The 24,024-nt window shown below is 62.0% G+C and carries 24 protein-coding genes and 1 pseudogene; 13 read left to right on the top strand and 12 right to left on the bottom strand.

Annotation, left to right across the window (positions count from 1 at the left end; translation table 11 throughout):
- Window positions 1–136: 136 nt before the first annotated feature.
- Window positions 137–697, top strand: coding sequence for an NUDIX hydrolase (locus ABLU50_RS23915; RefSeq protein ID WP_004205107.1), 561 nt, complete (start codon window positions 137–139; stop codon window positions 695–697).
- Here ABLU50_RS23915 and ABLU50_RS23920 read toward each other — a convergent pair.
- From ABLU50_RS23920 to ABLU50_RS23930, 3 genes are all read right to left on the bottom strand, one after another.
- On the bottom strand, window positions 687–1,541 hold the full coding sequence (locus tag ABLU50_RS23920) for a DMT family transporter (RefSeq protein WP_004205109.1): 855 nt from the start codon (window positions 1,539–1,541) through the stop codon (window positions 687–689). The genes ABLU50_RS23915 and ABLU50_RS23920 overlap by 11 nt on opposite strands.
- A 24-nt stretch (window positions 1,542–1,565) precedes the next feature.
- Window positions 1,566–2,375 (bottom strand): lipoprotein NlpA, encoded by an 810-nt coding sequence (gene nlpA / locus ABLU50_RS23925; RefSeq protein ID WP_017900755.1) that lies wholly within the window; start codon window positions 2,373–2,375, stop codon window positions 1,566–1,568.
- A 126-nt stretch (window positions 2,376–2,501) separates the two neighbouring features.
- The gene (locus ABLU50_RS23930) at window positions 2,502–3,407 is read right to left on the bottom strand and encodes an AraC family transcriptional regulator (protein ID WP_017900756.1); all 906 of its coding nucleotides are present in this window, start codon (window positions 3,405–3,407) and stop codon (window positions 2,502–2,504) included.
- A gap of 118 nt (window positions 3,408–3,525) precedes the next feature.
- On the opposite strand from ABLU50_RS23930, the gene ABLU50_RS23935 reads away from it, so the two are divergent.
- A complete protein-coding gene (locus ABLU50_RS23935) occupies window positions 3,526–4,062 on the top strand; it encodes a peroxidase-related enzyme (RefSeq protein ID WP_087832319.1) in 537 nt (178 codons plus the stop codon).
- 20 nt (window positions 4,063–4,082) lie between these two features.
- Here the strand turns inward: ABLU50_RS23935 and ABLU50_RS23940 are convergent, their stop codons facing one another.
- Both ABLU50_RS23940 and ABLU50_RS23945 read right to left on the bottom strand, forming a co-directional pair.
- Complete coding sequence (locus tag ABLU50_RS23940; RefSeq protein ID WP_032456743.1) at window positions 4,083–4,553, bottom strand: nuclear transport factor 2 family protein; 471 nt, start codon at window positions 4,551–4,553, stop codon at window positions 4,083–4,085.
- Entirely contained in the window at window positions 4,550–5,182 is a 633-nt protein-coding gene (locus ABLU50_RS23945) for a pyridoxamine 5'-phosphate oxidase family protein (RefSeq protein WP_087832318.1), read from the bottom strand. The genes ABLU50_RS23940 and ABLU50_RS23945 overlap by 4 nt, the downstream gene beginning before the upstream one ends.
- A gap of 95 nt (window positions 5,183–5,277) precedes the next feature.
- On the opposite strand from ABLU50_RS23945, the gene ABLU50_RS23950 reads away from it, so the two are divergent.
- Entirely contained in the window at window positions 5,278–6,192 is a 915-nt protein-coding gene (locus ABLU50_RS23950; RefSeq protein ID WP_087832317.1) for a LysR substrate-binding domain-containing protein, read from the top strand.
- Here ABLU50_RS23950 and ABLU50_RS23955 read toward each other — a convergent pair.
- Window positions 6,189–7,682, bottom strand: coding sequence for an MDR family MFS transporter (locus ABLU50_RS23955; protein ID WP_023319361.1), 1,494 nt, complete (start codon window positions 7,680–7,682; stop codon window positions 6,189–6,191). The genes ABLU50_RS23950 and ABLU50_RS23955 overlap by 4 nt on opposite strands.
- An 80-nt stretch (window positions 7,683–7,762) precedes the next feature.
- Here ABLU50_RS23955 and ABLU50_RS23960 point away from each other — a divergent pair, with 80 nt between their 5' ends.
- A complete protein-coding gene (locus ABLU50_RS23960; protein ID WP_087832316.1) occupies window positions 7,763–8,410 on the top strand; it encodes a TetR/AcrR family transcriptional regulator in 648 nt (215 codons plus the stop codon).
- A gap of 621 nt (window positions 8,411–9,031) precedes the next feature.
- On the opposite strand, the gene ABLU50_RS23965 is transcribed toward ABLU50_RS23960, so the two are convergent.
- Window positions 9,032–9,448 carry a GNAT family N-acetyltransferase gene (locus ABLU50_RS23965; RefSeq protein WP_004205120.1) on the bottom strand — a complete coding sequence of 139 codons (417 nt, stop codon included), beginning with the start codon at window positions 9,446–9,448 and terminating at the stop codon, window positions 9,032–9,034.
- Here ABLU50_RS23965 and ABLU50_RS23970 point away from each other — a divergent pair.
- A complete protein-coding gene (locus tag ABLU50_RS23970; protein WP_032431163.1) occupies window positions 9,423–9,539 on the top strand; it encodes a hypothetical protein in 117 nt (38 codons plus the stop codon). The genes ABLU50_RS23965 and ABLU50_RS23970 overlap by 26 nt on opposite strands.
- Here the strand turns inward: ABLU50_RS23970 and ABLU50_RS23975 are convergent.
- Window positions 9,499–9,620 (bottom strand): annotated as a pseudogene (locus tag ABLU50_RS23975) (hypothetical protein). The gene ABLU50_RS23970 and the pseudogene ABLU50_RS23975 overlap by 41 nt on opposite strands.
- 206 nt (window positions 9,621–9,826) lie before the next feature.
- Between ABLU50_RS23975 and eefA the strand changes: the two are divergent.
- The 8 genes from eefA to ABLU50_RS24015 all read left to right on the top strand — a co-directional run bounded on the left by eefA (window position 9,827) and on the right by ABLU50_RS24015 (window position 20,606).
- Window positions 9,827–10,951 (top strand): multidrug efflux RND transporter periplasmic adaptor subunit EefA, encoded by a 1,125-nt coding sequence (gene eefA / locus ABLU50_RS23980; protein ID WP_087832314.1) that lies wholly within the window; start codon window positions 9,827–9,829, stop codon window positions 10,949–10,951.
- Complete coding sequence (gene eefB / locus ABLU50_RS23985) at window positions 10,951–14,058, top strand: multidrug efflux RND transporter permease subunit EefB (protein ID WP_087832313.1); 3,108 nt, start codon at window positions 10,951–10,953, stop codon at window positions 14,056–14,058. Before eefA ends, eefB begins: the two co-directional genes overlap by 1 nt.
- 3 nt (window positions 14,059–14,061) lie before the next feature.
- A complete protein-coding gene (gene eefC, locus ABLU50_RS23990; RefSeq protein ID WP_106479128.1) occupies window positions 14,062–15,426 on the top strand; it encodes a multidrug efflux RND transporter outer membrane subunit EefC in 1,365 nt (454 codons plus the stop codon).
- Between the two features lie 45 nt (window positions 15,427–15,471).
- Window positions 15,472–16,635, top strand: coding sequence for a multidrug effflux MFS transporter (locus tag ABLU50_RS23995; RefSeq protein WP_004205126.1), 1,164 nt, complete (start codon window positions 15,472–15,474; stop codon window positions 16,633–16,635).
- A gap of 162 nt (window positions 16,636–16,797) precedes the next feature.
- Complete coding sequence (gene murQ / locus ABLU50_RS24000; RefSeq protein ID WP_069603462.1) at window positions 16,798–17,700, top strand: N-acetylmuramic acid 6-phosphate etherase; 903 nt, start codon at window positions 16,798–16,800, stop codon at window positions 17,698–17,700.
- A gap of 24 nt (window positions 17,701–17,724) precedes the next feature.
- Complete coding sequence (murP, locus tag ABLU50_RS24005; protein ID WP_087832311.1) at window positions 17,725–19,155, top strand: PTS N-acetylmuramic acid transporter subunit IIBC; 1,431 nt, start codon at window positions 17,725–17,727, stop codon at window positions 19,153–19,155.
- A 151-nt stretch (window positions 19,156–19,306) separates the two neighbouring features.
- Window positions 19,307–20,209 carry a DMT family transporter gene (locus ABLU50_RS24010; protein WP_004205129.1) on the top strand — a complete coding sequence of 301 codons (903 nt, stop codon included), beginning with the start codon at window positions 19,307–19,309 and terminating at the stop codon, window positions 20,207–20,209.
- A 106-nt stretch (window positions 20,210–20,315) separates the two neighbouring features.
- Window positions 20,316–20,606 carry a YicS family protein gene (locus ABLU50_RS24015; protein WP_002923120.1) on the top strand — a complete coding sequence of 97 codons (291 nt, stop codon included), beginning with the start codon at window positions 20,316–20,318 and terminating at the stop codon, window positions 20,604–20,606.
- Between the two features lie 3 nt (window positions 20,607–20,609).
- On the opposite strand, the gene ABLU50_RS24020 is transcribed toward ABLU50_RS24015, so the two are convergent.
- From ABLU50_RS24020 to galB, 4 genes are read right to left on the bottom strand one after another with little or no spacing between them, the layout of a single operon-like run.
- Entirely contained in the window at window positions 20,610–21,476 is an 867-nt protein-coding gene (locus ABLU50_RS24020) for an NAD(P)-dependent oxidoreductase (RefSeq protein WP_023319368.1), read from the bottom strand.
- Window positions 21,477–21,478: 2 nt separating this feature from the next.
- On the bottom strand, window positions 21,479–22,564 hold the full coding sequence (locus ABLU50_RS24025) for a 4-oxalomesaconate tautomerase (RefSeq protein ID WP_087832310.1): 1,086 nt from the start codon (window positions 22,562–22,564) through the stop codon (window positions 21,479–21,481).
- Between the two features lies 1 nt (window position 22,565).
- Window positions 22,566–23,279: a 4-carboxy-4-hydroxy-2-oxoadipate aldolase/oxaloacetate decarboxylase gene (locus tag ABLU50_RS24030; RefSeq protein WP_087832309.1), complete on the bottom strand. Its 714-nt coding sequence runs from the start codon at window positions 23,277–23,279 to the stop codon at window positions 22,566–22,568.
- Window positions 23,276–24,016, bottom strand: a complete 741-nt coding sequence (gene galB, locus ABLU50_RS24035) for a 4-oxalmesaconate hydratase (protein WP_087832308.1) — start codon at window positions 24,014–24,016, stop codon at window positions 23,276–23,278. Before galB ends, ABLU50_RS24030 begins: the two co-directional genes overlap by 4 nt.
- Window positions 24,017–24,024 lie beyond the last annotated feature (8 nt).

Genomic DNA, 24,024 nt, shown 5'->3' on the forward strand with positions numbered 1-24,024 from the left:
ACATCGTACTGAGTACCAGCCTGGCGCAATAGGGGCATTTGGGCAAGGATCGATGAAATCGGGCCAACCTGCGGCGATTGCTATCCGTCTCCGGCTATGTTGTTCTGAAGGCTCCATTTTTGACAGGAGTGGCAGGATGAAGAAAAAACTGACCGCCGCCGATATGCACGACCCGCAGGTCATCGCCGAAACGCCGTGGTTCAGCATGCGCAAGGTGGGTATTGATATCGCCCCCGGCGAGCGCCGCGACTTTTACGCCATTCACTATCCCCGCCCGGCGGTGGGGGTTGTGGCTATCCAGGAGGGCAAAGTGCTGCTGATTCGCCACTACCGCTACCTGATCGACAAGGTAGTGTGGGCCATTCCGTCAGGCGGCGTTGACGAAGGGGAAGATCCAGCGGCGGCCGCGCTGCGCGAGCTGCGGGAAGAGACCGGCTGGCAGGCGCAACGCGTCGAGGAGATCATTCGCTTCAACCCCTCCTACGGCAGCAGCGATCAGCTATTTATCACCTGGCTGGCCACCGGTTTACGCTGGGTGGGGATGGATGCGGATCAGGATGAGGTAATGGAAACCGGCTGGTTTACCTTTGAGGAGATAAACCAGCTGATCGCCCGCGGCGAAATGCCGGACGGGCTGTCGCTGGTGCCGCTGCTGCAATTGATGGCGCAGCCGCGCACCGGGCAGGCTACGGCTTAAGCATTCGCCAGCGGAACCACAGCTGGGCCACGAGGATCAGCACACCGCCGATAATTTTCTGCAGCGGCAGCTGTTCGCCGTACCACAGCGCGGCGGCAATGACCGTCAGCAGCGGTTCGAGCACCATAATGATCGCCGCGCTGGCCACCGCCGCGTACTTTTGCCCCTTCATCTGCAGACCGAAGCGCAGGCTGGTGGCGATGACAATGCTGGCCACCAGCCAGCCGAAGGTCGGTAGGGTCATCGGCTGGTCCCAGCGTTCAACGGCAGCGGAGATGGTCAACCCGACGATACCAGTGATCGCCAGCTGCACGGTGGTCAGGGGGATCAGCGGCACTTCACGCGCGCAGCGGCTGGTGTAACAGAACCAGATCGACTGCACCAGCGCCGTCAACAAAAACCAGCCCTGGCTGGGGTGGAAGGCTATCGGCATATGCAGACTGAGCAGCCCCAGGCCCACCACCGCGATCGGCAGGCACTCCCACCAGGCCCGCGGCGGGCGCACCTTCATCATCACCCACGCGGTCAGCGGGACGAACATCATCGACAGGCTCATAATAAACGCCCCTTCGCCGAGCGACGCCGTCGTGGAGACCGAGTAGATCCACAGGCAGAGGTTGAGCGCAAACCACAGCCCGCTGATGATGAGCTTTGGCCAGTGCTGCTTTTGCGGGCGAAACCCGCGGCAGAATGGCAGCAGCAGCAGCGCGGCGAAGAAGAAGCGCAGCCCAAGGAACGCGAATACCGGCATGCCGGCGATCGCCTCGCGGGAAAAAATCCAGCCGCAGGCGGCAATCACCGTCGCGGCAATCAGCAGCAGGTCAGCCTGCCGTTGGCGTACCATACGCGCCTCTCCCTGTGTGTTGGCTTACCAGCCCGGCACCGCGCCGCCGTTGAAGATAGTCTCTGCCGCCTTCGCCACCTCCGGCGACTGGTACGACTGCATAAACTCCTTCACGTTTTCCGCGTCTTTATTGTCTTCACGGGTCACGATGATGTTCACGTAGGGCGAGTTTTTATCTTCGATAAAGATGCCATCGCGAACCGGCGACAGCCCGGTTTGCTGCAGGTAGGTGGTGCTGATGATGGCCACGTCGACTTTAGGATCGTCGAGTACGCGCGGCAGCTGCGCCCCTTCCAGCTCCATAATTCTCAGGTGATGCGGGTTGTCGGTGATATCCACCGCCGTCGGCAGCAGGCCGGTGCCGGCTTTGAGGGTAATCAGCTTCTCTTTTTGCAACAGCAGCAGCGCCCGCCCGAGATTGGTCGGGTCGTTGGGGATGGCGATCGTCGCGCCGTCTTTCAGTTCGGCGACTGACTTGATCTTGCGCGAATAGCCGGCCATCGGGAAGACGAAGGTATTGCCGACCGCCACCAGATGGTAGTTATGCGCTTTGTTGTCCTGCTCAAGGAAAGGCCGATGCTGGAAGACGTTGGCGTCCAGATCCCCGGCGTTGGTCGATTCGTTAGGCAACAGCGAGCCGCTGAACCCCACCAGCTCTACCTCCAGACCATACTTCTCTTTGGCCACCTTCTTCGCCACTTCCGCCACATCCTGTTCAGCGCCATTAATCACGCCGACCTTAATGTGCTTCGCTTCATTACTCTTTTGGTCGCAGCCGACCAGCGCCAGACCCGCCAGCATTACCGCGGCGGCGGCACGTAAACGTAATCTCATCCTCTTCACCCTGTCCGTCCTGACTGTCATTGTTTTTTTCGTGCAAAACTATAGCGACTTTCGGGTGGGGTAATAAACAGCAAACCACGCAACCGGAAATAAAATCATCTTCCCCAGAGCGAAGCACTAGCCCCGTCGCCACTCGCCCGGCGTCACGCCATAGCGCATTTTGAAACGCTTCGAGAAGGACGCCAGCGACTGAAAGCCGCAGCGTTCGGCAATCACCTCGAGGTTGGTCTGACGCTCGAGGCGCAGCAGCCGGGCGGCCAGCGCCATTCGCAGCTGCGACAGCCACGCCTGCGGCGTCAGGTGATAAACGCGGGCAAAATGACGGGCAAAGGTGGCCCGCGACAGAAAGGCGCGGGCGGCCATGGTTTCCAGCGTCCACGGCTGCTCCGGGGTCGCCATCACCGCCAGCACCGCCGGCATCAGGCGTTCATCGCTCATCAGACGCAGCAGCCCGCCGGGCGGCTGCTGCTCGCCAAGCAGCATGCGCAGCAGCAGCACCAGCAGCGTATCGCCGAGGCTGCGCACGATAGCGCTGCCGCCGGGACGCTGCGCCAGGCTTTCGCGGACCAGTATGTTAAGCAACGGCTGCAGCTCCGGGCAGTCTTCGCGCGTATCGGTATGGAGATGGATCAGCGTCGATGCCTCAGTGAACAGCCAGCTAACGTGCGGACCAAAATAAAATTCGCCGCACAGCATCTCCAGCGCCCCCTCCGCCGGGCCGGCGCGCATTTCCGTCACCGTGCCGTTAAACCGGTGCGCTACCGGCAGCACCTGGCCCCACTCCACCAGGCTTTCCATCAGATGCGGCGAACCGTGCGGCAGGAGGACCACATCTCCCGCGCGCAGGTGATGAGTCTGGCCGCCGACGTTAAGCCGCCCCTCACCGCGCAGCACCACGTGCCACGGCACCACGCCGCTGCGCATTTGCTGGTGCCCGGCCTGCCAGCGGCCGCCGAAGCGACAGTGCAGGTTCACTTCGCAGCGCGGCGCCAGCAGCGCCAGCAGATGACTGAGACTGTCCATGCTTCTCCTGAGACGATAAGACAAAAAGGTGAGACGAAGACCGCCAGTCTAGCATGCGGCAACGGCCTAAGATGACCCCAATGCCAACACACACCCTCGATAACAACAGGAGTTAACCATGAGCCGTTTAGCTGATATCCGTGAACAAGACGCCATTGGCAAAGCCGCCGATATTTTCGCCGGGATCAAAAAAGCGATGGGCAAAGTGCCAAACGCCTACCTGACCATCGGCGGCCACTCGCCGGCGGCGTTGCAGCAGGCGCTGGCGCACAATGCGATGCTCCATAAAGGCAGCCTCAGCGCCCAACAGCTGGAGGCGATTAATCTGTCAGTCAGCGAAGCCACCGGCTGTGACTATTGCCTGGCCGCGCACACCCTGATGGCGAAAAAAGCCGGCTTCAGCAGCGAGCAAATCCATGCCCTGCGCCGCGGGGCGTATGCGGAAGAGACACAGCTTGATGCGCTGGTGAAATTTGCGCAGACTCTGGTCACCACCACCGGTACGCTGCCGGAAGCCGACGTCGCCGCGCTACGCAACGCCGGGTTTAGTGACCAGCAGGTGATTGAGATTATCAGCGCCATCAGCGCGATCCTGTTCACCAACATGGTGAACCGGGTTAACGACACGGTGGTCGACTTCCCGAAAGCCGATTAATCCGTCGCGCAGCGCCGGTTTTACAGCCCCAGATCGCTGAGCCCCGGATGATCGTCCGGGCGACGCCCCTGGGGCCAGTGGAACAGGCGCTCGCTTTCAGCGATCGGCAGATCGTTGATGCAGGCGTAGCGCGTCTGCATCAGTCCATGCTGATCAAACTCCCAGTTTTCATTGCCGTACGAGCGAAACCAGTTGCCGCTGTCGTCGCACCACTCGTAGGCGAAGCGCACGGCGATACGATTTTCCTGCCATGCCCACAGCTCCTTAATCAGCCGATATTGCTGCTCTTTGCGCCATTTCCGCTGCAGGAATTCGACAATTTCCCTCCTGCCGTGAACAAACTCGCTGCGGTTGCGCCATTCGCTGTCCACGGTGTAGGCCAGAGCGACCTTTTCGGCATCGCGGCTGTTCCAGCCATCTTCCGCGGCGCGAACCTTCTGGATAGCGCTGTCGCGGGTAAACGGCGGTAACGGGGGACGTTGTTCGGTCATGCTGACTCTCCTCTGCGAACTAATTGCTGCTGCAGGCGCTGATTCTCCTGCTCCAGGTCATGAATACGTTGCTGCAGGTTCTGGCTGTACTCCGCCACCTGCTGCGCGCTGTAGCGCGGCGTAATGTGCTGCGGGCAGTTCCAGTCAAACGCCTGCAGATGAAAGAGAAACAGGCGCTCGATGCGGGCGCGATAGTTGGCCGGCGCCACCTGCGCCAGCAGCTGCGGGTGGTCCACTGCCGCCAGGACCTCGACGGTGGCGTAGATTTTCAGCCTGGCACGGCGCGGATAATCCATCAAAAACAGGCAGGCCCGGTCGCTGCCGCGCAGATTGCCGGTAGTGATGTACTGGCGGTTACCGCCGAAATCGGCCATCGCCAGGGTGGTGTCATCCAGCAGATGCAGAAACCCCGGCGGGCCGCCGCGGTGCTGAATGTAGGGCCAGCCGCTCTGCGACACCGTCGCCAGATAAAAGCTGTCGCGGGTGGCGATCATCCCCGCTTCGCTGTCGCCGAAGCGGTCGGCCTGGCGGCGGCTATGCGGCGTTTGCCACAGCTGGTCGCTGCCCATTTCATGCTGCACATCCATCACGTCCGGGGTGATGGCGATATCGAGAAAGGTTGCTGCCATAGCGCCTCCTGTTGTCTGGCGCCATCATGGACTGTACTGCGAAAAATGATAATACTGGTTTAGTGGCAATCATCTTTCCAGAAACCGGGAGAATAATGGATCGATTAAGCGCGATGGCGCTGCTGGTGAAAGTGACCGAGCTGGGGAGTATGTCGGCGGCGGCGCGGGCGCTGAATATGCCGTTGACCACCGTCAGCCGCCATATCGGCGAGCTGGAGAACACGCTGGGGGTGCGCCTGCTGGCGCGGACCACCCGCAAACTGACGCTCACCGACGCCGGGGTCGATTATGTCGCCGCCGCGCGGCGGATCCTCGAGGAGGTGGAAAACGCCGAACGCCAGGCGACGGGCGAGTATCAGGAGCCGAAAGGCGAGCTGGTGATCTCTGCGCCGACGATGTTTGGACGCCAGCACGTTCTCCCGGTGATCGCTGAATTTATCGCCCGTTACCCGCAAATTCGCGTCCGTTTGCTGCTCAGCGATCGTAACGCCGACCTGGTGGGCGACCATATCGATCTGGCGGTGCGGATTGGCGACCTGGCGGACAGCAGCATGGTGGCCACCCGCCTCGGCAGGATGCGCATTGTGGCCTGCGCCCATCCGGCGCTGCTGGCGAAATACGGCGAGCCGCAGCGGCCGCGCGATCTGGCGGCGCTGCCGATCATCCGTATTGAATCGCCGATGCCCTATCGCGGCTGGCGCTTTCGCGCCGCTGAGCGCGAGGACCAGCTAATTAATCTGCCGCCGGCGCTATCGGTCACCACGCCGGAGAGCGCTGCTGATGCCGCGCGGCTGGGGGTGGGCGTAGCTCGCTTACTGCACTATCAGGCGCTGGACGGCCTGCGACAGGGTGAGCTCCGTCTGCTGCTGGAACGCGTCGAGCCGGAACCGGCGCCGGTCCATTTGCTGTATACCGCGCGGGACCTGGTGCCGCTTAAGCTGCGCAAATTTATCGATTTTGCCGCGCCGGCGCTGCGTCAGGCGCTGCTGCGCATCGCCGGGGCCGCTTAGTGCGTCGCGGTCTTCAGCGGCGCCTCCTTTAACAGCCAGGAGAGGACAAACGCCACCGCCATAATGCCGGCCGCCATCAGGAACGCCGCGTGGATCGCCGCGCCGAAGGCGTCGAGATAGTCGAGGCGGATATCCGCGGGCAGGTGCTGCACCGCCACCGGATTCATTCCCGGCGGCAGTACCGCGCCTTCCGGCAACAGCTTTTGCAGGTTGCTCTGCAGTACGTGTGTGAACACCGCGCCAAACAGCGCCACGCCGATGGAGCCGCCGATCGAGCGGAACAGGGTCACGCCAGAAGTGGCCACGCCGTACAGCTTCGCCGGCATCGCATTCTGCACCGCCAGGACCAGCACCTGCATCACCAGCCCCAGACCCGCCCCCAGCACGCCGGTAAACAGGTACAGCTGCCACAGCGGCGAGTGAATGGTGATCCGGGTCAGCAGCACCATGCCGGTCACGCCAAGCAGGGTGCCGAGGATCGGAAACAGGCGATATTTACCGGTCCGGCTGATAATCCGCCCACTGATAACCGAGGTCAGCAGCAGGCCGCCCATCAGGGGGATCAGCTGCAGCCCGGCCTCGGTGGGAGTCGCCTCCTTCACCACCTGCAGATAGAGCGGCAGGAAGGTGACCGACCCGAACAGCGACATGCCGATGACGAAGCCGATCAGGCTGCACAGCAGGAAGCTGCGGTTGCGGAACAGCGACAGCGGAATAATCGGCTCGGCGGCCATCCGCTCTTCGTAGATAAAGCCGATGACACCCACGATGCCGAAGGCCAGAATGCACCACAGCTGCGGGTCATTCCAGGCATGGACGCTGCCCCCTTCCGAGGTAAACAGGATGATACACAGCAACGCCATGCTGAGGTAAATCGCTCCCAGCCAGTCAATCTGATGCTGGCTGCGTTTATTGCTGCTGTGGAATACCGCGCCGATCACCAGCAGCGCGAAGAGGCCCAGCGGCAGATTGATGTAGAAGATCCAGCGCCAGGAGGCGTGTTGCACCAGAAAGCCGCCGATCAGCGGGCCGATCACCGTCGCCAGGCCAAAAACGCCACCGAACAGCCCCTGATAGCGGCCGCGGTTGGCGGGCGGGATGACGTCGGCCACCGCCGCCATGCTGATCACCATCAGGCCGCCGCCGCCGAGCCCCTGCAGGCCGCGCATCAGCACCAGCTGGGTCATGTTTTGCGCCAGCCCGCAGAGGGCGGAGCCGACGAGAAACAGCCCAATCGCCACCTGCAGCACGATTTTGCGACCGAACAGATCGCCGAATTTACCGTACAGCGGCACCGCGATGGTGGAGCTGAGGATATAGGCGGTGACCACCCAGGAAAGCTTGTCCAGCCCCCCCAGTTCGCCGACAATCGTCGGCAGCGCGGTGGAGACAATGGTCTGATCCAGCGCGGAGAGCAGCATCACCAGTAGCAATGCGCTGAACAGCAGGCGTATCGACTGCACCGGTGGGTTTGCGACTTGAGTAGTCATCACAACGCTCGCTTGAAATTAATTAAATGCATAATTAATATTTAGTGAAAGAATGAGTCGGGTCAAGAGATCGCCATATCATGACAGCACAAAAGGATCAGAATGCCCCCCGCCGCCCGGGGCGACCGCGTGGAAAAAAATCGGGTACCGCCAACCGCGAACAGCTTATGGACATCGCCCTGACGCTGTTTGCCCGCGACGGTGCGGCCCGCGTGTCGTTGAACGCCATCGCCAAAGAGGCCGTGGTAACGCCGGCGATGCTGCATTACTATTTCAGTTCGCGGGATGCGCTGGTGACGCAGCTGATTGAGGAGCGCTTTATGCCGCTGCGCAACCACATCAGCCGCATCTTTGTCGACCATCCGCAGGACCCGGTGCTGGCGCTGACGATGATGGTCGAAACGCTGGCGCATATGGCGGAGAAGAACGCCTGGTTCGCGCCGCTGTGGATGCAGGAGATCATCGGCGAGATGCCTATCCTGCGTCAGCATATGGACGCCCGCTTCGGCGAGGAGCGTTTTCAGGTGATGCTGGAGGCAGTGCGCCGCTGGCAGCTGGAGGGCAAGATTAACCCGGCGCTGTCGCCGGAGCTGCTGTTTACCACGGTGATTAGCCTGGTGCTGGTGCCGTTTTCGCGCATCCACAGCGATCCGCGTTTACAGGCGGTCAACCGCCAGACCATCGTCAGCCACGCGCTGGCGTTGATGGGCCATGGCGTCGGGGGTTAAGCGCAGCCGCCGCCCGGCGAAATAACGGCACAACCGGAAATGTCCCTCTTAGCACTATGTTTGGCAGGGCCACAACGTTTAGCAGGGCTACCACTCCCGTGTTATGTCCGGGCAGATTGCGCTCCCGGTTGATCTTCTGCGTTATGTCTCTTATGGAGCAGGGAGCGCACAGGGGGCGGCCAGTCGCCGCCGCCCCCTGTACCCCCGGGCTCCGGCCAGCAAAATCGCCGCTACGCGGTGCCTTCGACTTATCCCTGCAGGCTTCGGGTCGGGCCGAGGCAGCGTCCATGCAAAACACGGCCCTCAGCCCGCATCCATGCGGGCTGCCCCGGCCTTCCGGGAACGTCTCAGCGATTTTGAGGCCGCCAGCACCGGCAGTTTCAGTCGCGCAAGTGGTTAAATTAACAACAGGTCGCACGAACCCCAGGACGGGTAAGGCGACAGGCTCCACCCGGCAAGAATACAGGTGACGTGCCTGATATCCTACCCGGCGGCGCTGCGCTTGCCGGTCCTGGGTGGGGCGAAACTATGAGAGAACGGTGTAGGCCGGATAAGGCATTTATGCCGCCATCCGGCACAATCACAGGTACGGTACCTGACCGCCCGGCGATATCAGGATCGTTACAGCGCTTTCGACAAATAGTGACGCTGCATCCCCGCGTGCGGGAAGTCGGGCAGCGACATCTGCAACTGATAGCCTAATTTCTGATAAAACGGCAGCGCCTGGAAGCTAAAGGTATCCACCAGCAGATGGCTGCAGCCCAGCGCCTGCGCCTGCCGCTCCGCCTCCTGCATCAGCTCGCTTCCCAGCCCGCGTCCGCGGGTCGCCTCGCTGACCCACAGATACTCAATACACAGCCAGTTGCCTTTGCGTTTGGCAATCAGCCCGCCCTGCATCACCCCTTGTGCATCGCGGGAGTAAACCCCCAGATCGCCAAACTGCGCCGCATCAAGATACTGCTGATTATAGTGCCGCAGACCGGCAAACAATTCTTGTTGATCGTCGGGATTAATGCTTTTTGTAATGATTAACGCCATTAACTATCTCCAGTATCGCGATGCCGAATGGTTATTTTCCCTCTCCACTTTCACAAAAAATTCTTATTTTCTCCATGATTATTTGCCTTAATTTTTTGCGTTCTAAAAGTAAGCAAAAAAACCTTTCCATTATCGCGGCGGATCGTATAATGGCAAAAATGAGAATGATCATTCTCACCACAAAACCAGAGGAGATGCGCCTTTCACCTCCTGAAGGCCGAAGAGGTTGGCTTCAGCGGAGACACAATAACAATCACGTTCAGGAACATCTGTGTTCCTTTTTTGTCATTTTCGCTTAGCCGAAAATGCCTCAGCGCCCAACCTATTCCCTCGTTTTTAAATAAACGGGGCGGACGTCTTATATCTTGAGAAAATATAATGAAATACATCATAGCTCCCATCGCGACAGCATTATTTCTCCTTAGCGGATGCGATAATGCGCAGACATCTGCCCCGCAGCAACCCACGCCGGAAGTGGGCGTGGTCACTCTGCAAAGCCAGCCGGTTCCGGTAGTCAGCCAGCTCACCGGCCGCACCACCGCCTCGCTCAGCGCCGAAGTACGCCCGCAGGTGGGCGGCATCATCCAGAAGCGCCTGTTTACCGAAGGCGATATGGTGAAGGCCGGGCAGGCCCTTTACCAGATCGATCCCTCCAGCTATCGCGCGACCTCGAACGAAGCGGCGGCGGCGCTGAAACAGGCCCAGGCGCTGGTAGTCTCCGACTGCCAGAAGGCTCAGCGCTACGCGTCGCTGGTCCGGGATAACGGCGTCTCCCGCCAGGATGCCGACGACGCCGCCTCCACCTGCGCCCAGGACAAGGCCAGCGTGGAATCGAAGAAAGCGGCGCTGGAGAGCGCGCGCATCAACCTGAACTGGACCACCGTCACCGCGCCGATTGCCGGGCGTATCGGCATCTCGTCGGTCACGCCGGGGGCGCTGGTCTCCGCCGATCAGGATACCGCGCTGGCGACGATCCGCGGGCTCGACACCATGTATGTCGATCTGACGCGATCCAGCGTCGATCTCCTGCGCTTACGCAAACAAAGCCTGGCCAGCAACAGCGACACCCTCAGCGTGACGTTAACCCTGGAAGATGGCAGCACCTATCAGGAAAAAGGGCGTCTGGCGCTCACCGAAGTCGCCGTCGATGAATCCACCGGCTCGGTAACCCTGCGCGCTATCTTCCCCAACCCGCAGCATGTCCTGTTGCCGGGGATGTTTGTTCGCGCGCGCATCGATGAAGGCATCATGAACGACGCGATCCTCGCCCCGCAGCAGGGGATTACCCGCGATGCCAAAGGCAACGCCACGGCGCTGGTGGTCGATGCCGACAACAAAGTTGCGCAGCGCGCCGTGGAAACCGGCGACACCTACGGCGATAAATGGCTGGTGCTGAGCGGCCTGAAAGCGGGCGACAAGCTGATCGTCGAAGGCACCGGTAAAGTGGCCCCTGGCCAGACGGTGAAGGCCGTTGCCGTCAACAATAACGGAGGCAACGCCTGATGTTCTCCCGTTTCTTCGTGCGTCGCCCGGTCTTTGCCTGGGTGATCGCCATTCTGATTATGCTCGCCGGCGTGCTGGCGATCCGCACCCTACCGGTGGGCCAGTATCCGGACGTCGCCCCGCCGGCGGTGAAAATCTCCGCCACCTATACCGGCGCCTCTGCCGAAACCCTGGAGAACAGCGTCACCCAGGTCATCGAGCAGCAGCTTACCGGCCTCGACCATCTGCTCTACTTCAGCTCTACCAGCAGCTCCGACGGCTCGGTCAGCATCACCGTCACCTTTGAGCAGGGGACCGACCCGGACACCGCCCAGGTGCAGGTGCAGAACAAAGTCCAGCAGGCGGAATCGCGGCTGCCGAGCGAAGTCCAGCAGTCCGGTGTGACGGTGGAAAAATCGCAGAGCAGCTTCCTGCTGATCCTCGCGGTGTATGACAAAACCGACCGCGCCACCAGCTCCGATATCTCCGACTGGCTGGTCAGCAACCTGCAGGACCCGCTGGCGCGCGTGGAGGGCGTCGGCAGCCTGCAGGTGTTCGGCGCCGAATACGCGATGCGCATCTGGATGGATCCGACCAAACTCGCCTCCTACTCGCTGATGCCTTCCGACGTCCAGTCGGCGATTGAGGCGCAGAACGTGCAGATCTCCGCCGGTAAAATCGGCGCCCTGCCGTCGTCCAGCGCCCAGCAGCTGACCGCCACCGTACGCGCGCAGTCGCGGCTGCAAACCCCCGATCAGTTCAAAGCGATCATCGTGAAAAGCCAGGCCGACGGCTCGGTGGTGCGCCTGAGCGATGTCGCGCGGGTGGAGATGGGCAGCGAGGATTATACCGCTACCGCCAATCTGAACGGCCATCCGGCCGCCGGGATCGCGGTGATGATGGCCCCCGGCGCCAACGCGCTGGATACCGCGACCCTGGTGAAAAGCAAGATCGCCGAATTCCAGCGTCAGATGCCGCAGGGATACGATATCGCCTATCCGAAGGACAGCACCGAGTTTATTAAAATTTCGGTCGAGGACGTGATTCAGACCCTGTTCGAAGCGATCGTTCTCGTGGTCTGTGTGATGTATCTGTTCCTGCAGAATTTCCGCGCGACGCTCATTCCGGCGGTGGCGGTGCCGGTGGTGCTGCTCGGCACCTTCGGGGTGCTGGCGCTGTTCGGCTACTCGATTAACACCCTGACGCTGTTCGCTATGGTGCTGGCGATCGGCCTGCTGGTGGATGACGCCATCGTGGTGGTGGAGAACGTCGAGCGCATTATGCGCGACGAAGGGCTGCCCGCCCGGGAAGCCACCGAAAAATCGATGGGCGAAATCTCCGGCGCGCTGGTGGCAATCGCCCTGGTGCTGTCGGCGGTCTTTCTGCCGATGGCCTTCTTCGGCGGCTCGACCGGGGTCATTTATCGCCAGTTCTCGGTGACCATTATCTCGGCGATGATGCTGTCGGTGGTGGTGGCCCTGACCCTCACCCCGGCGCTGTGCGGCGCGCTGCTCAGCCACTCCAGGCCTCATACCAAAGGGTTCTTCGGCGCGTTTAACCACCTGTGGGGGCGTACGGAAGCCGGCTACCAGCGCCGCGTGCTCGACGGCCTGCGCCGGGGCGCGGTGATGATGGGCGCTTACGTCCTGATTTGCGGGGCGATGGCGCTGGCGATGTGGAAACTGCCGGGCAGCTTCCTGCCGGTGGAGGACCAGGGCGAGATCATGGTCCAGTACACCCTGCCCGCCGGGGCCACTGCGGTGCGCACCGCCGAGGTGCGCCGCCAGGTAACCGACTGGTTCCTGACGAAAGAGAAAGCCAATACCAACGTCATTTTCACCGTCGACGGCTTCAGCTTTAGCGGCAGCGGTCAGAACGCCGGGATGGCCTTCGTGTCGCTGAACAACTGGTCGCAGCGCAAAGGCGACGACAATACCGCCCAGGCCATCGCCCTGCGCGCCAACAAAGAACTGGGGGCGATCCGCGACGCCACCCTGTTCGCCATGACGCCGCCGTCGGTGGACGGTCTCGGACAGAGCAACGGCTTCACCTTCGAGCTGATGGCCAGCGGCGGTACCGACCGCGACAGCCTGATGAAGCTGCGCAGTCAGCTACTGGCGGCGGCCAACCAGAGCGGCGAGCTGCAGTCGGTGCGCGCCAACGACCTGCCGCAGATGCCGCAGCTGCAGGTGGATATCGATAACAACAAAGCGGTCTCGCTGGGGCTGTCGCTGAGCGACGTGACCGATACGCTCTCCAGCGCCTGGGGCGGCACCTACGTGAATGACTTTATCGATCGCGGCCGGGTGAAGAAGGTCTATATCCAGGGCGAGAGCGACGCGCGCGCGGTGCCCTCCGACCTTGGCAAATGGTTCGTTCGCGGCAGCGATAACAGCATGACGCCGTTCTCCGCCTTCGCCACCACCCACTGGCAATACGGCCCGGAAAGCCTGGTGCGCTACAACGGCTCCGCCGCCTTTGAGATCCAGGGCGAAAACGCCGCCGGCTTCAGCTCCGGCGCGGCGATGGACAAGATGGAAAAGCTGGCCGACAGCCTGCCGGCGGGCTCCACCTGGGCGTGGAGCGGCATTTCGCTGCAGGAAAAGCTGGCCAGCGGCCAGGCGATGAGCCTGTACGCCATTTCGATTCTGGTGGTGTTCCTGTGCCTGGCGGCGCTGTATGAGAGCTGGTCGGTGCCGTTCTCGGTGATCATGGTCATCCCGCTCGGCCTGCTCGGCGCGGCGCTGGCGGCGACGCTGCGCGGCTTAAGCAACGACGTTTACTTCCAGGTGGCGCTGCTGACCACCATCGGCCTGTCGTCGAAGAACGCCATCCTGATCGTCGAGTTCGCTGAATCCGCAGTGGATGAGGGTTATTCGCTCTCCCGGGCGGCGATCCGCGCCGCGCAGACCCGTCTGCGCCCCATTGTCATGACCTCGCTGGCGTTTATTGCCGGGGTGCTGCCGCTGGCCGTCGCCACCGGCGCCGGGGCCAACAGCCGCGTGGCGATCGGCACCGGCATCATCGGCGGCACCCTGACGGCCACCCTGCTGGCGGTGTTCTTTGTGCCGCTGTTCTTCGTGCTGGTGAAACGCTTCTTCACTCGCCAACGTCCTTCTCAGGAGTAAAGTATGTTTCGTTTGAGTTTTATGTTTATCGCGCTCCTGACCGCGGGCTGCGTCTCGCTTGACCCGCATTATGATCGCCCGGCCGCGCCGGTGCCGGCCACCCTGCCCGGGGCGCACGGCGAATCGACGGCGGTGGTCGGCGACTGGCAGAAAGTGGTCAATGACGCGCGGCTGAAAAAAGTGGTCAGTATCGCGCTAAACAGCAACCGCGATGTGCAAAAAGCGCTGGCCGATATCGAGGCCGCGCGCGCCCAGTACGGCGAGACGCGGGCGTCGCTGTTTCCCACTGTCGATGCCGAGCTGAGCCATACCCGCAGCAAAACGGTGGCCAGCGGCCTGAGCTCAACTTCGCAGGCCGACGGCGCGGTCTCCAGCTTCGAGCTGGATCTGTTTGGCAAGAACCAGAGCCTGTCGCGCGCGGCGCGCGAAACCTGGCTTGCCAGCGAATTCACCGCGCAGAATACCCGACTGACGATGATTGCCGATTTGACCACCGCCTGGGTGACGCTGGCGACGGATAACAGCAATCTGGCGCTGGCGCAGCAGACCATGGACAGCGCAGCAAACTCGCGCAACATCGTCGCCCGCCAGATGGCGGTGGGCACCGCCTCCGCCGGCGATTTAAGCTCGGCGGAAAGCGTCTATCAGCAGGCGCGCGCCAGCGTCGCCAGCTACCGCACGCTGGTGGCGCAGGATAAAAACGCCATTAACCTGCTGGCGGGGGAAACCGTGCCGGAGAGCCTGCTGCCCGGCACCCTCGAAAGTCTGGGGGATAACAGCATCGCCCTGGTGCCGCCGGGGGTGTCGTCGTCGGTGCTGCTGCGCCGGCCGGATATACAGGAAGCGGAGCACAACCTGAAGAGCGCCAATGCCGATATCGGCGCGGCGCGGGCGAATTTCTTCCCGTCGATTTCCCTGACCGCCAGCGCCGGGGTCGGCAGCGACTCGCTGTCGTCGCTGTTCAGCCACGGGATGCAGGTGTGGTCGTTCGCCCCCTCCATCAGCCTGCCGCTGTTCACCGGCGGCAGCAACCTGGCGCAGTTGCGCTATGCGGAAGCGGAGAAAAAGGGGCTGATCGCCACCTACGAGAAATCGATTCAGAGCGCCTTTAAGGACGTTGCCGATGCGCTGGCCCGCCGGGAAACGCTAAGCGAAGAGCTCGATGCCCAGCGGCAGTACGTCGCCGCCGAGCAGACCTCGCTGGATATCGCCATGAAGAGCTATCAGGCCGGGGTCGGCGATTATCTGTCGGTGCTTACGGCCCAGCGCACGCTGTGGTCGGCGAAGACGACGCTGCTGTCCCTGCAGCAGACCGACCTCAATAACCGGATCACCCTCTGGCAGTCGCTGGGCGGCGGCGCCAGTTAATTTCACCCGCCGGGCGGCCGCGCCCGGCTTCTGTAAGGAATCGTTATGCCACGTGTTTCCCTCTCCTGGGCGCTGATCCTCGGCCTGCTGTCTGGCATCGGCCCGCTGTGCACTGATTTTTATCTGCCGGCGCTGCCGGAGATAACTCAGCAACTGCAGGCCACCAGCACCCAAACCCAGCTGTCGCTGACCGCCGCGCTGATTGGCCTCGGCCTGGGTCAGCTGTTTTTCGGCCCGCTGAGCGACCGCATTGGCCGCCTGAAACCGCTGGCGCTGTCCCTGCTGCTGTTTATCTTCTCTTCGGCGATGTGCGCCCTGACAAGGGATATCAACATGCTGATTGTCTGGCGTTTTTTACAGGGCTTCGCTGGCGCCGGCGGTTCGGTGCTGTCGCGCTCCATCGCCCGCGATAAATACCAGGGCACCCTGCTGACCCAGTTTTTCGCCCTGCTGATGACAGTGAACGGCATTGCGCCGGTTCTGTCCCCGGTGCTGGGCGGCTACGTGATCACCGCCTTCGACTGGCGAATTCTCTTCTGGACGATGGCCGCCATTGGCGGCGCGCTGCTGGTGATGAGCCTGACTATCCTGCGGGAAACGCGCCCGGCCGCGGCAACCAATGCGACCCGCCAGCGGCCCGGCCAGCCGGTGCTGAAGAATCGTCGTTTTCTACGCTTCTGCCTGATTCAGGCCTTTATGATGGCCGGACTGTTCTCCTACATCGGCTCCTCTTCCTTCGTGATGCAGAGCGAATACGGCATGAGCGCCATGCAGTTCAGCCTGCTGTTCGGTCTGAACGGTATCGGGCTGATTATCGCGGCGATGATCTTTTCCCGTCTGGCGCGCCGCTTCAGCGCCGAAAGCCTGCTGCGCGGCGGCCTGACGCTGGCGGTGAGCTGCGCGGCGATCATGCTGCTGTTTGCCTGGCTGCAGCTGCCGGTGCTGGCGCTGGTCGGCCTGTTCTTTACCGTGTCGCTGATGAGCGGCATCAGCACCGTCGCCGGCGCGGAGGCGATGAGCGCCGTTGACGCCGCCCAGTCCGGCACCGCGTCCGCGCTGATGGGCACCCTGATGTTTGTCTTCGGCGGCATCGCCGCGCCGCTGGCGGGCCTCGGTGGCGAAACGATGCTGAAAATGAGCCTCGCGATGGCGATCTGCTACCTGCTGGCGCTGCTAATGGGCCTCAGCCAGTCGCGCAGCGCGCGCTAAACGCCAGGTGCGGTAATAAAATATTCCACCTTTATTACCGCACCATTTCCCGCCATCTCTACCATTCTCGTATTATTCTCCGCGTACTAATCGTGATACTCTTCACAGGCAAGGAATAAATAATTCCTTATACTGCGCACGACTGAGAATAACGAGGTTTCTATGAGTATCGACCTGAGCAAACTGCTGACCGAGCGACGCAACGCCAACAGCGCCAACATTGACACCCTTTCCACCCTTGAGATGCTGACGGTGATAAACCAGGAAGACCAGCAGGTGGCCCAGGCGATTACGCCCTATCTGCCGCAGATTGCCGAGGTGGTGGATAAGGTCGCGACGGCGCTGCAGGCCGGTGGCCGCTTGATTTATATCGGCGCTGGCACCTCAGGGCGTCTGGGGATCCTCGATGCCAGCGAATGCCCACCAACCTTCGGCACCCGCCCGGAGCAGGTGGTGGGGATCATCGCCGGCGGACATAAAGCGATTCTCAGCGCCGTGGAAAACGTGGAAGACAACAAAGCGCAGGGGGCGATGGATCTGCAGAACCTGAACTTCAGCCACCGCGATGTGCTGGTGGGGCTGGCGGCCAGCGGACGCACGCCGTACGTCATTGGCGCCATGGAGTATGCCCATCGCCAGAATGCCTTTGTCGCCATCGTCAGCTGTAACCCGCATGGCGAAATGGCCCAGCTGGCGGACGTCGCCATTACTCCGGTGGTCGGCCCGGAGGTGGTGACCGGCTCAACCCGCCTGAAAGCCGGCACTGCGCAGAAGCTGGTGCTGAACATGATCTCCACCGGGGCGATGATCCGCGTCGGCAAGGTCTACAGCAACCTGATGGTCGACGTCGAAGCGACCAACGCCAAGCTGATTGAGCGCCAGGTTTCCATCGTGATGGAGGCGACCGACTGCGATCGCCCCACCGCCCAGAATGCGCTGGAGGCCTGCGGCCGCCACTGTAAAACGGCGATCGTGATGGTGCTGGCGGACTTAAGCGCCGAAGAGGCGCAGTCGCTGCTGGCGAAAAACAACGGCTATATCCGCAAGGCGCTCAGCAACACCTGAGCACCGACAGACAGGTAACGGGCAATGGCAAAAATAACGAAAGAGATGATAGCGCGGATCCTCAGCCACGTAGGCGGCGCCGCAAACGTCGCGCAGGCGGGCAACTGCATGACGCGCCTGCGCTTGACCCTGCGCGATGAAGGGCTGGCCGACACCACCGCCATCCGCCAGATTGACGGCGTGATGGGGGTGATCGTCAGCGACGAGCAGTTCCAGGTAGTGCTCGGCCCCGGCAAAGCGCAAACCGCCGCCGAGATGATGAACGTCCTGCTGGAGGAGGCGCCCGCCGCGCCGACGCTGGCCGACGTCGCGGCGGAGAAAAAGCAGGCGCTGAAGGGCAAGCAGACCAGCGCGGTGCAGAAGTTTCTCGCCAAATTCGCCACCATCTTTACGCCGCTGATCCCCGGCTTTATCGCCGTCGGGCTGCTGCTGGGCTTCGCCACCCTGGCGGAACAGGTTTTCGTACTGGAGAACGCCCATCCGAACGCCAGCCTGGTGGCGCTGATTGGCTATATGAAGGTCTTCAGCAAAGGGATGTTCACCTTTCTGAGCATCCTGATTGGCTATAACGCGCAGAAGGCGTTCGGCGGCTCCGGCGTGAACGGCGCGATTATCGCCTCGCTGTTCGTGCTGGGCTACAACCCGGAGGCAACCAGCGGCGTCTACGCCGGGATTTCCACCTTCTTCGGCCATGGCATCGATCCGCGCGGCAATATCATCGGCGTACTGATCGCCGCCATCCTTGGCGCGTGGGTTGAACGCCAGGTGCGGCGGGTGATGCCGGCCAACCTCGATATGATCCTCACTTCGGCGGTGACGCTGCTGATCATGGGCGCGGTGACCTTTACGGTGATCATGCCGATTGGCGGCTGGTTGTTTACCGGCATGTCGTGGCTGTTCCTGCATCTTAACGGCAACCCGTTTGGCTCGGCGGTGCTGGCCGGCCTGTTCCTGCTGGCGGTGATGTTCGGCGTCCATCAGGGGTTTGTCCCGGTCTATTTTGCGCTGGTGGACGCCCAGGGCTTTAACTCGCTGTTCCCGATCCTGGCGATGGCCGGGGCCGGGCAGGTGGGGGCGGCGCTGGCGCTGTTCTGGCGGGCGAAGCGCGATTCGCTGCTGCGAACCCAGATTAAAGGGGCGATTATTCCGGGCTTCCTCGGGATTGGCGAGCCGCTGATCTACGGCGTCACCCTGCCGCGGATGAAGCCGTTTGTCACCGCCTGCCTCGGCGGCGCCTGCGGCGGCTTCTTCGTCGGGCTGATCGCCTGGCTGGGGCTGCCGGTCGGCCTGAACACCGTGTTCGGTCCGTCCGGGCTGGTGGCGCTGCCGCTGATGACCTCCGGCAGCGGGATTTACGCCGGGATGGCGGTTTACGCCGGCGGACTGGCGGTCTCCTACCTGTGCGGCTTTGTGCTCACCTGGCTGTTCGGCAGTAAAAATGTCGATTTAAGCTAGAACGCGATTGTCGGGTCATGCCCGGCGGCGACCTCGCCTTCCCGGGCCAACAAAATCGTTACCCCGCCGCGGCCAACTACCATTTCCTGCCCCGCCGCCCGGGCGGGCGCATGCTATGATTCCCCTTTGTCACATTTCACCAGAGGAAAAGATGGGCTCCAGCAAAAAAGGGATGCTGAACGTACTGATTGCCGCCGTGCTGTGGGGCAGTTCCGGGGTATGCGCGCAGTTTATTATGCAGGAAAGCCAGATGTCGTCGCCGTTTCTGACCATGACGCGTCTGCTGTTCGCCGGGCTGATCCTGCTGATGCTCGGCTTTGTTCACGGCGACCGCATTTTCCGCGTGCTGCAAAACCGCCGCGACGCCGTCAGCCTGCTGTTTTTCTCGCTGTTTGGCGCGTTAACCGTGCAATTCACCTTTTTGATGACCATTGAAAAATCGAATGCCGCCACGGCCACGGTGCTGCAGTTCCTGTCCCCGACGATCATCGTCGCCTGGTTCGCCCTCGCCCGCAAAGCGCGCCCCACTCCGTTGGTGCTGGGGGCTATCTGCACCTCGCTGGCGGGCACCTTTCTGCTGGTAACCCACGGCAACCCGACGACGCTGTCGATTTCGCCGGCGGCGCTGTTCTGGGGGATCGCCTCGGCGTTTGCCGCCGCGTTTTATACCACCTATCCCTCGACGCTAATTGCCCGCTACGGGACGCTGCCGATCGTCGGCTGGAGCATGCTGTTCGGCGGCGCGATGCTGCTGCCGTTTTACGGCGGCCAGGGCACCGATTTTGTGGTGAACGGCAGCCTGCTGTTAGCTTTTTTCTACCTGGTGGTGATCGGTACTTCGCTGACATTCAGCCTTTATCTTAACGGCGCGCAGAAGATTGGCGGCGCCAAAGCCGGGATCCTCAGCTGCGCCGAACCGCTGAGCAGCGCCCTGCTGTCGCTCCTGCTGCTGGGGATCACCTTCACGCTGCCGGACTGGCTGGGCACTCTGCTGATCCTGGCGTCGGTGGTGCTGATCGCTATCGACTCGCGGCGGCGGGTGAGAGCCGCCTGAGGCGATGATAACAAACGCCTTTTCAATAAGTTAAATTAACCGCTATTTGCGTGTTTTCCCGCCTGCGCATATAGTTGACGGAAGCGATTACGGAAGGAGAAGCCTGATGAAAGCATGTTGGATGGTATGCCTGGTCACCGCCCTGAGCGCCACGTCGGCGTGGGCCGAATCACCGCTCCAAAGCCTGCAGTTCGAGCAGCAAAAACAGCAGGTGCTCAAAGCGGTGAAGGAAAAATGCGCGCCAGCAAGCCACCTCAGCGATAACGATTTTGCCAATAAAGTACTGGCGACCGACGGTAACAAGAACGCGGTCCGCGAAGCGACGCTGGCGAAAGAGCGCAATAACCAGAAAAGCTACCAGGCCGCAATCGACAAAATCGTCTGTCCGGCCAAATAGCGGTTATTTCAGCCTGGCGACCAGCGTTTTCCAGTCAAACGGCGTCAGCTGCCTGTAGCTCAGGCTACGGGCGGCCATCTGCTCCGGAAGCTGGCGCTGGCTTTTCGCGATCGCCTCGCTCATTATCCCGGCGCTCCCCACATCACGCAGGGTTTTCACCACCTCTTCCATCTCTTCGCTGCGCCGAACGCCATGTTCCGCCACCCGGCTGATCAGATAGTCGGGAAACGCGCCTGTCCAGCCCAGAGACGGGAAACTATGATGCAAGGAGCTAAGCACCTCCTCCTCGACGCCATATTCACGGGCCGCGAACAGGCATTCTGTGGTGAGCGCTTCAAGACCTTTGATCATCACGCTACGGCACATTTTTATCGCCGACACCTGGCCCACCGTACTGGCGCCATAGCGGGCATTCAGCCCCAGCCCCTGCAGACGCGGCGCGATCGCCTCCGCCTGCGGCCCGCCGATCAATAACGGTGTCTGCAATCGGGCCGGCGGCACCGGCGCCATCACCGCGACATCAATGTAGGCGCCGGGCAGAAAATGTTCAGCTGCCTGCCGTTTCGTTTCCGGCGCCACGGAGTTGAGATCGAGGAAATATTGCCCCGGCTGCAGCAGCGCGGCGGCCTGCTGCGCGACCTTTAACGCCTCACCGGCGGTCACAGTAGAAAAAATCAGCGCGGCGCTCTCCAGCGCCTGCGCCAGCGAACTCCCCGCCTGAACGCGCGAATCACCGGCTTTCCTGACCATTGCCTCTCGCTCCGGGCCATTGAGCTTGCAATCCCATATGGTCACCGCATGCTCACGGGCCAGATCTGCCGCCAGAATGCCACCCGCCTCGCCAAAACCAATAAACGCGATTGTCGTCATCATTACTCCTCACGCGGCCAGACGCGGGCCGGAATAAAAACTTCGCCAGCAAACAGCAGTCGCGCCGTGCGTAACAGGCCGCAGCCTGTCAGGGCGCCGTCTGCGTCAAGCTGAAGCGTCACGCTAAATTCGCCTGTCGGATGCTCGACGCTGAGCAGCGGCGTAGCGCCTGGCGCGACCTGCGCCATGCCCTGCGCGACGGATCCAGGAAGCAGACAGGCGCTGGCCACGCTCACCGCGCCAAATACGCCGATCGACGCGTGGCAGCGGTGCGGGATAAAGGTGCGGCTGCTGATGGCGCCGCCGTGTCGCGGCTCGGCGATCAGGGTCATCTTGGGCACCGTGCGCTGGCTGACGTCGCCAAGCTGCATCAGCGGCCCGGCCTGCAGGCGAATCGACTCCAGGCGACGTTTAAGCGCGTCGTCATTATCCAGCTGTTCGCGTGTCTCATAGCCGGTGCAACCGAGGTCGCACGCGCGCAGCAGGATCACCGGCATTCCGTTATCGATGCAGGTCACCTCGACGCCGTCAAAACGGTCACGGACCCGGCCGGTCGGCAGCAGTGCCCCGCAGCTGGAGCCTGCCACATCAAGAAAATGGAGCAGGATCGGGCTGGCGCTGCCCGGCACGCCATCGATACGACTCTCGCCGACGTAGTCGACCCCGTCGGCATCGCAGGGGATCTCTGCCACCGCCAGTTGCCCCGTGTTCTCCATATAAATACGCACGCGAGTGAGCGGCGCATTGTGGCGAATCAGCCCACGCTCGATGGCGAAAGGGCCAACGGCGGCAAGAATATTGCCGCAGTTTTGGCCGTAGTCCACAGAGGCCCCCGTCACGTTCACCTGGGCAAACAGATAGTCCACATCGGCGTCAGGCCGTGCGGAGCGGCGGATAATCGCCACTTTACTGGTCAGCGGATCGGCGCCGCCGATCCCGTCAATTTGCCGGGGATCAGGCGAGCCCATCACCGCCAGCAGCACCGCATCACGTTGCACCGGATCGGCAGGCAGATCGTCAGCCAGAAAACAGGCCGCCTTCGAGGTGCCGCCGCGCATCCATAGACAGGGAATTCCGCGTTGCGCCATCTTACTCCTCCACCTCATCTGCGCTGTCGTAATACCGCAGCCCCTTTTCCGCCAGACGCTGGCGCATCGCGTAAATATCCAGCCCCAGCTCGCCATGGCGCATCCGCTCACGCTTCGCAAGCTCATTGCTCATGCGTGCTTCCGCTTTATCGAGCACATCACGCACCAGGGCGTGAGGCAGCACCACAACGCCATCGTCGTCGGCCACCACGACATCGCCCGGCTGCACAAGCTGGCCTGCGCAAATCACCGGGACGTTAACCGAGCCGAGGCTCTCTTTCACCGTTCCCTGGGCATAAACCTGACGGGACCAGACGGCGAATCCCATCTCCCGCAACGTTTGCGAATCGCGAATGCCGATATCGCCCACCAGACCGACCACACCGCGCGATTGGAGAGACGTCGCCAGCAGATCGCCGAAGAAGCCATCGCCGCACGGCGACGTCGGGGCCACCACCAGAATATCGCCGGCGCGGCACTGCTCGACCGCAACATGAAACATCCAGTTGTCGCCTGGCGTCACCAGTACCGTGACCGCGTTGCCCGCCCGGCTGACGCCCTGCTGAATCGGACGGATTGCCGGTCCCATCAGCCCCTGGCGTGCCCAGGCTTCATGGAGCGTCGCCACCCCGGCCGCCTCACAGCGGCGCAAAACCGCCTCGTCATGGCGCGGCAGATGGCGGATCACAAGGCCTTTTTTATTTAACAGCTTCATGCCAGGTTCTCCGTTACGCGGGGGAAGATGCTCTGGAAGGCTTCGCCGTGAACGATATCGCGCGCGGCCGTGATGCCGATGTTGCGTTTGGCCTGCACTCCGCGCTGCAGCGCCACGCGGGTGTAGTACTCCCACAAATGCTCCTGGCCCTGCATACACTGAATGGCCTGATACTTTTTCTCCCAGACAGTGGTGATGTCCAGCAGCACATCAGGCTTCCAGTTGCACTGCTCCGGCTGGTGCGGTTCGAAACAGTAAACCGGGGGAGCAGCGACAATTTTCTCGCTGGGGCGATAGCCTTCTGCCTGAGCGATAATCCGAGCCTCCTGAGCCAGGTGGGAGGCCAGCGGGTGATCGTAGTTATAGGGATCCTGCAGCGAGTGCGTCAGAACAAAGTGGGGCTGGATACGGCGATACACATCCGCCAGACGAAACAGCGTCTCTTTATCGGCGCGCAACGGATAGTCGCCGATATCAAAGAATTCGACGCTGGCGCCCAGGATCTCGGCGGCGGCCTGCGCCTCTTCGCGACGGACTTGCTTCACCGCCTCCTCGGTCATGTTGCCTTTACGCCACAGTTTGGCGGACTCGCCGCGCTCGCCAAAGGACAAACAGACCACATGGACCTGATAGCCCTGCAGGGCATGCAGGGCTATCGCACCGCCCGCGCGCCAGACGAAATCGGCCGAGTGGGCGCTGACGACAAGGGCACTTTTTTCGCTAACCGGATGAGACATGATGGCTT

Origin of the sequence: Klebsiella sp. GG_Kp173 (assembly GCF_040062415.1) — a bacterium.
In the GTDB taxonomy this organism is placed as follows: Bacteria; Pseudomonadota; Gammaproteobacteria; order Enterobacterales; family Enterobacteriaceae; genus Klebsiella; species Klebsiella quasipneumoniae.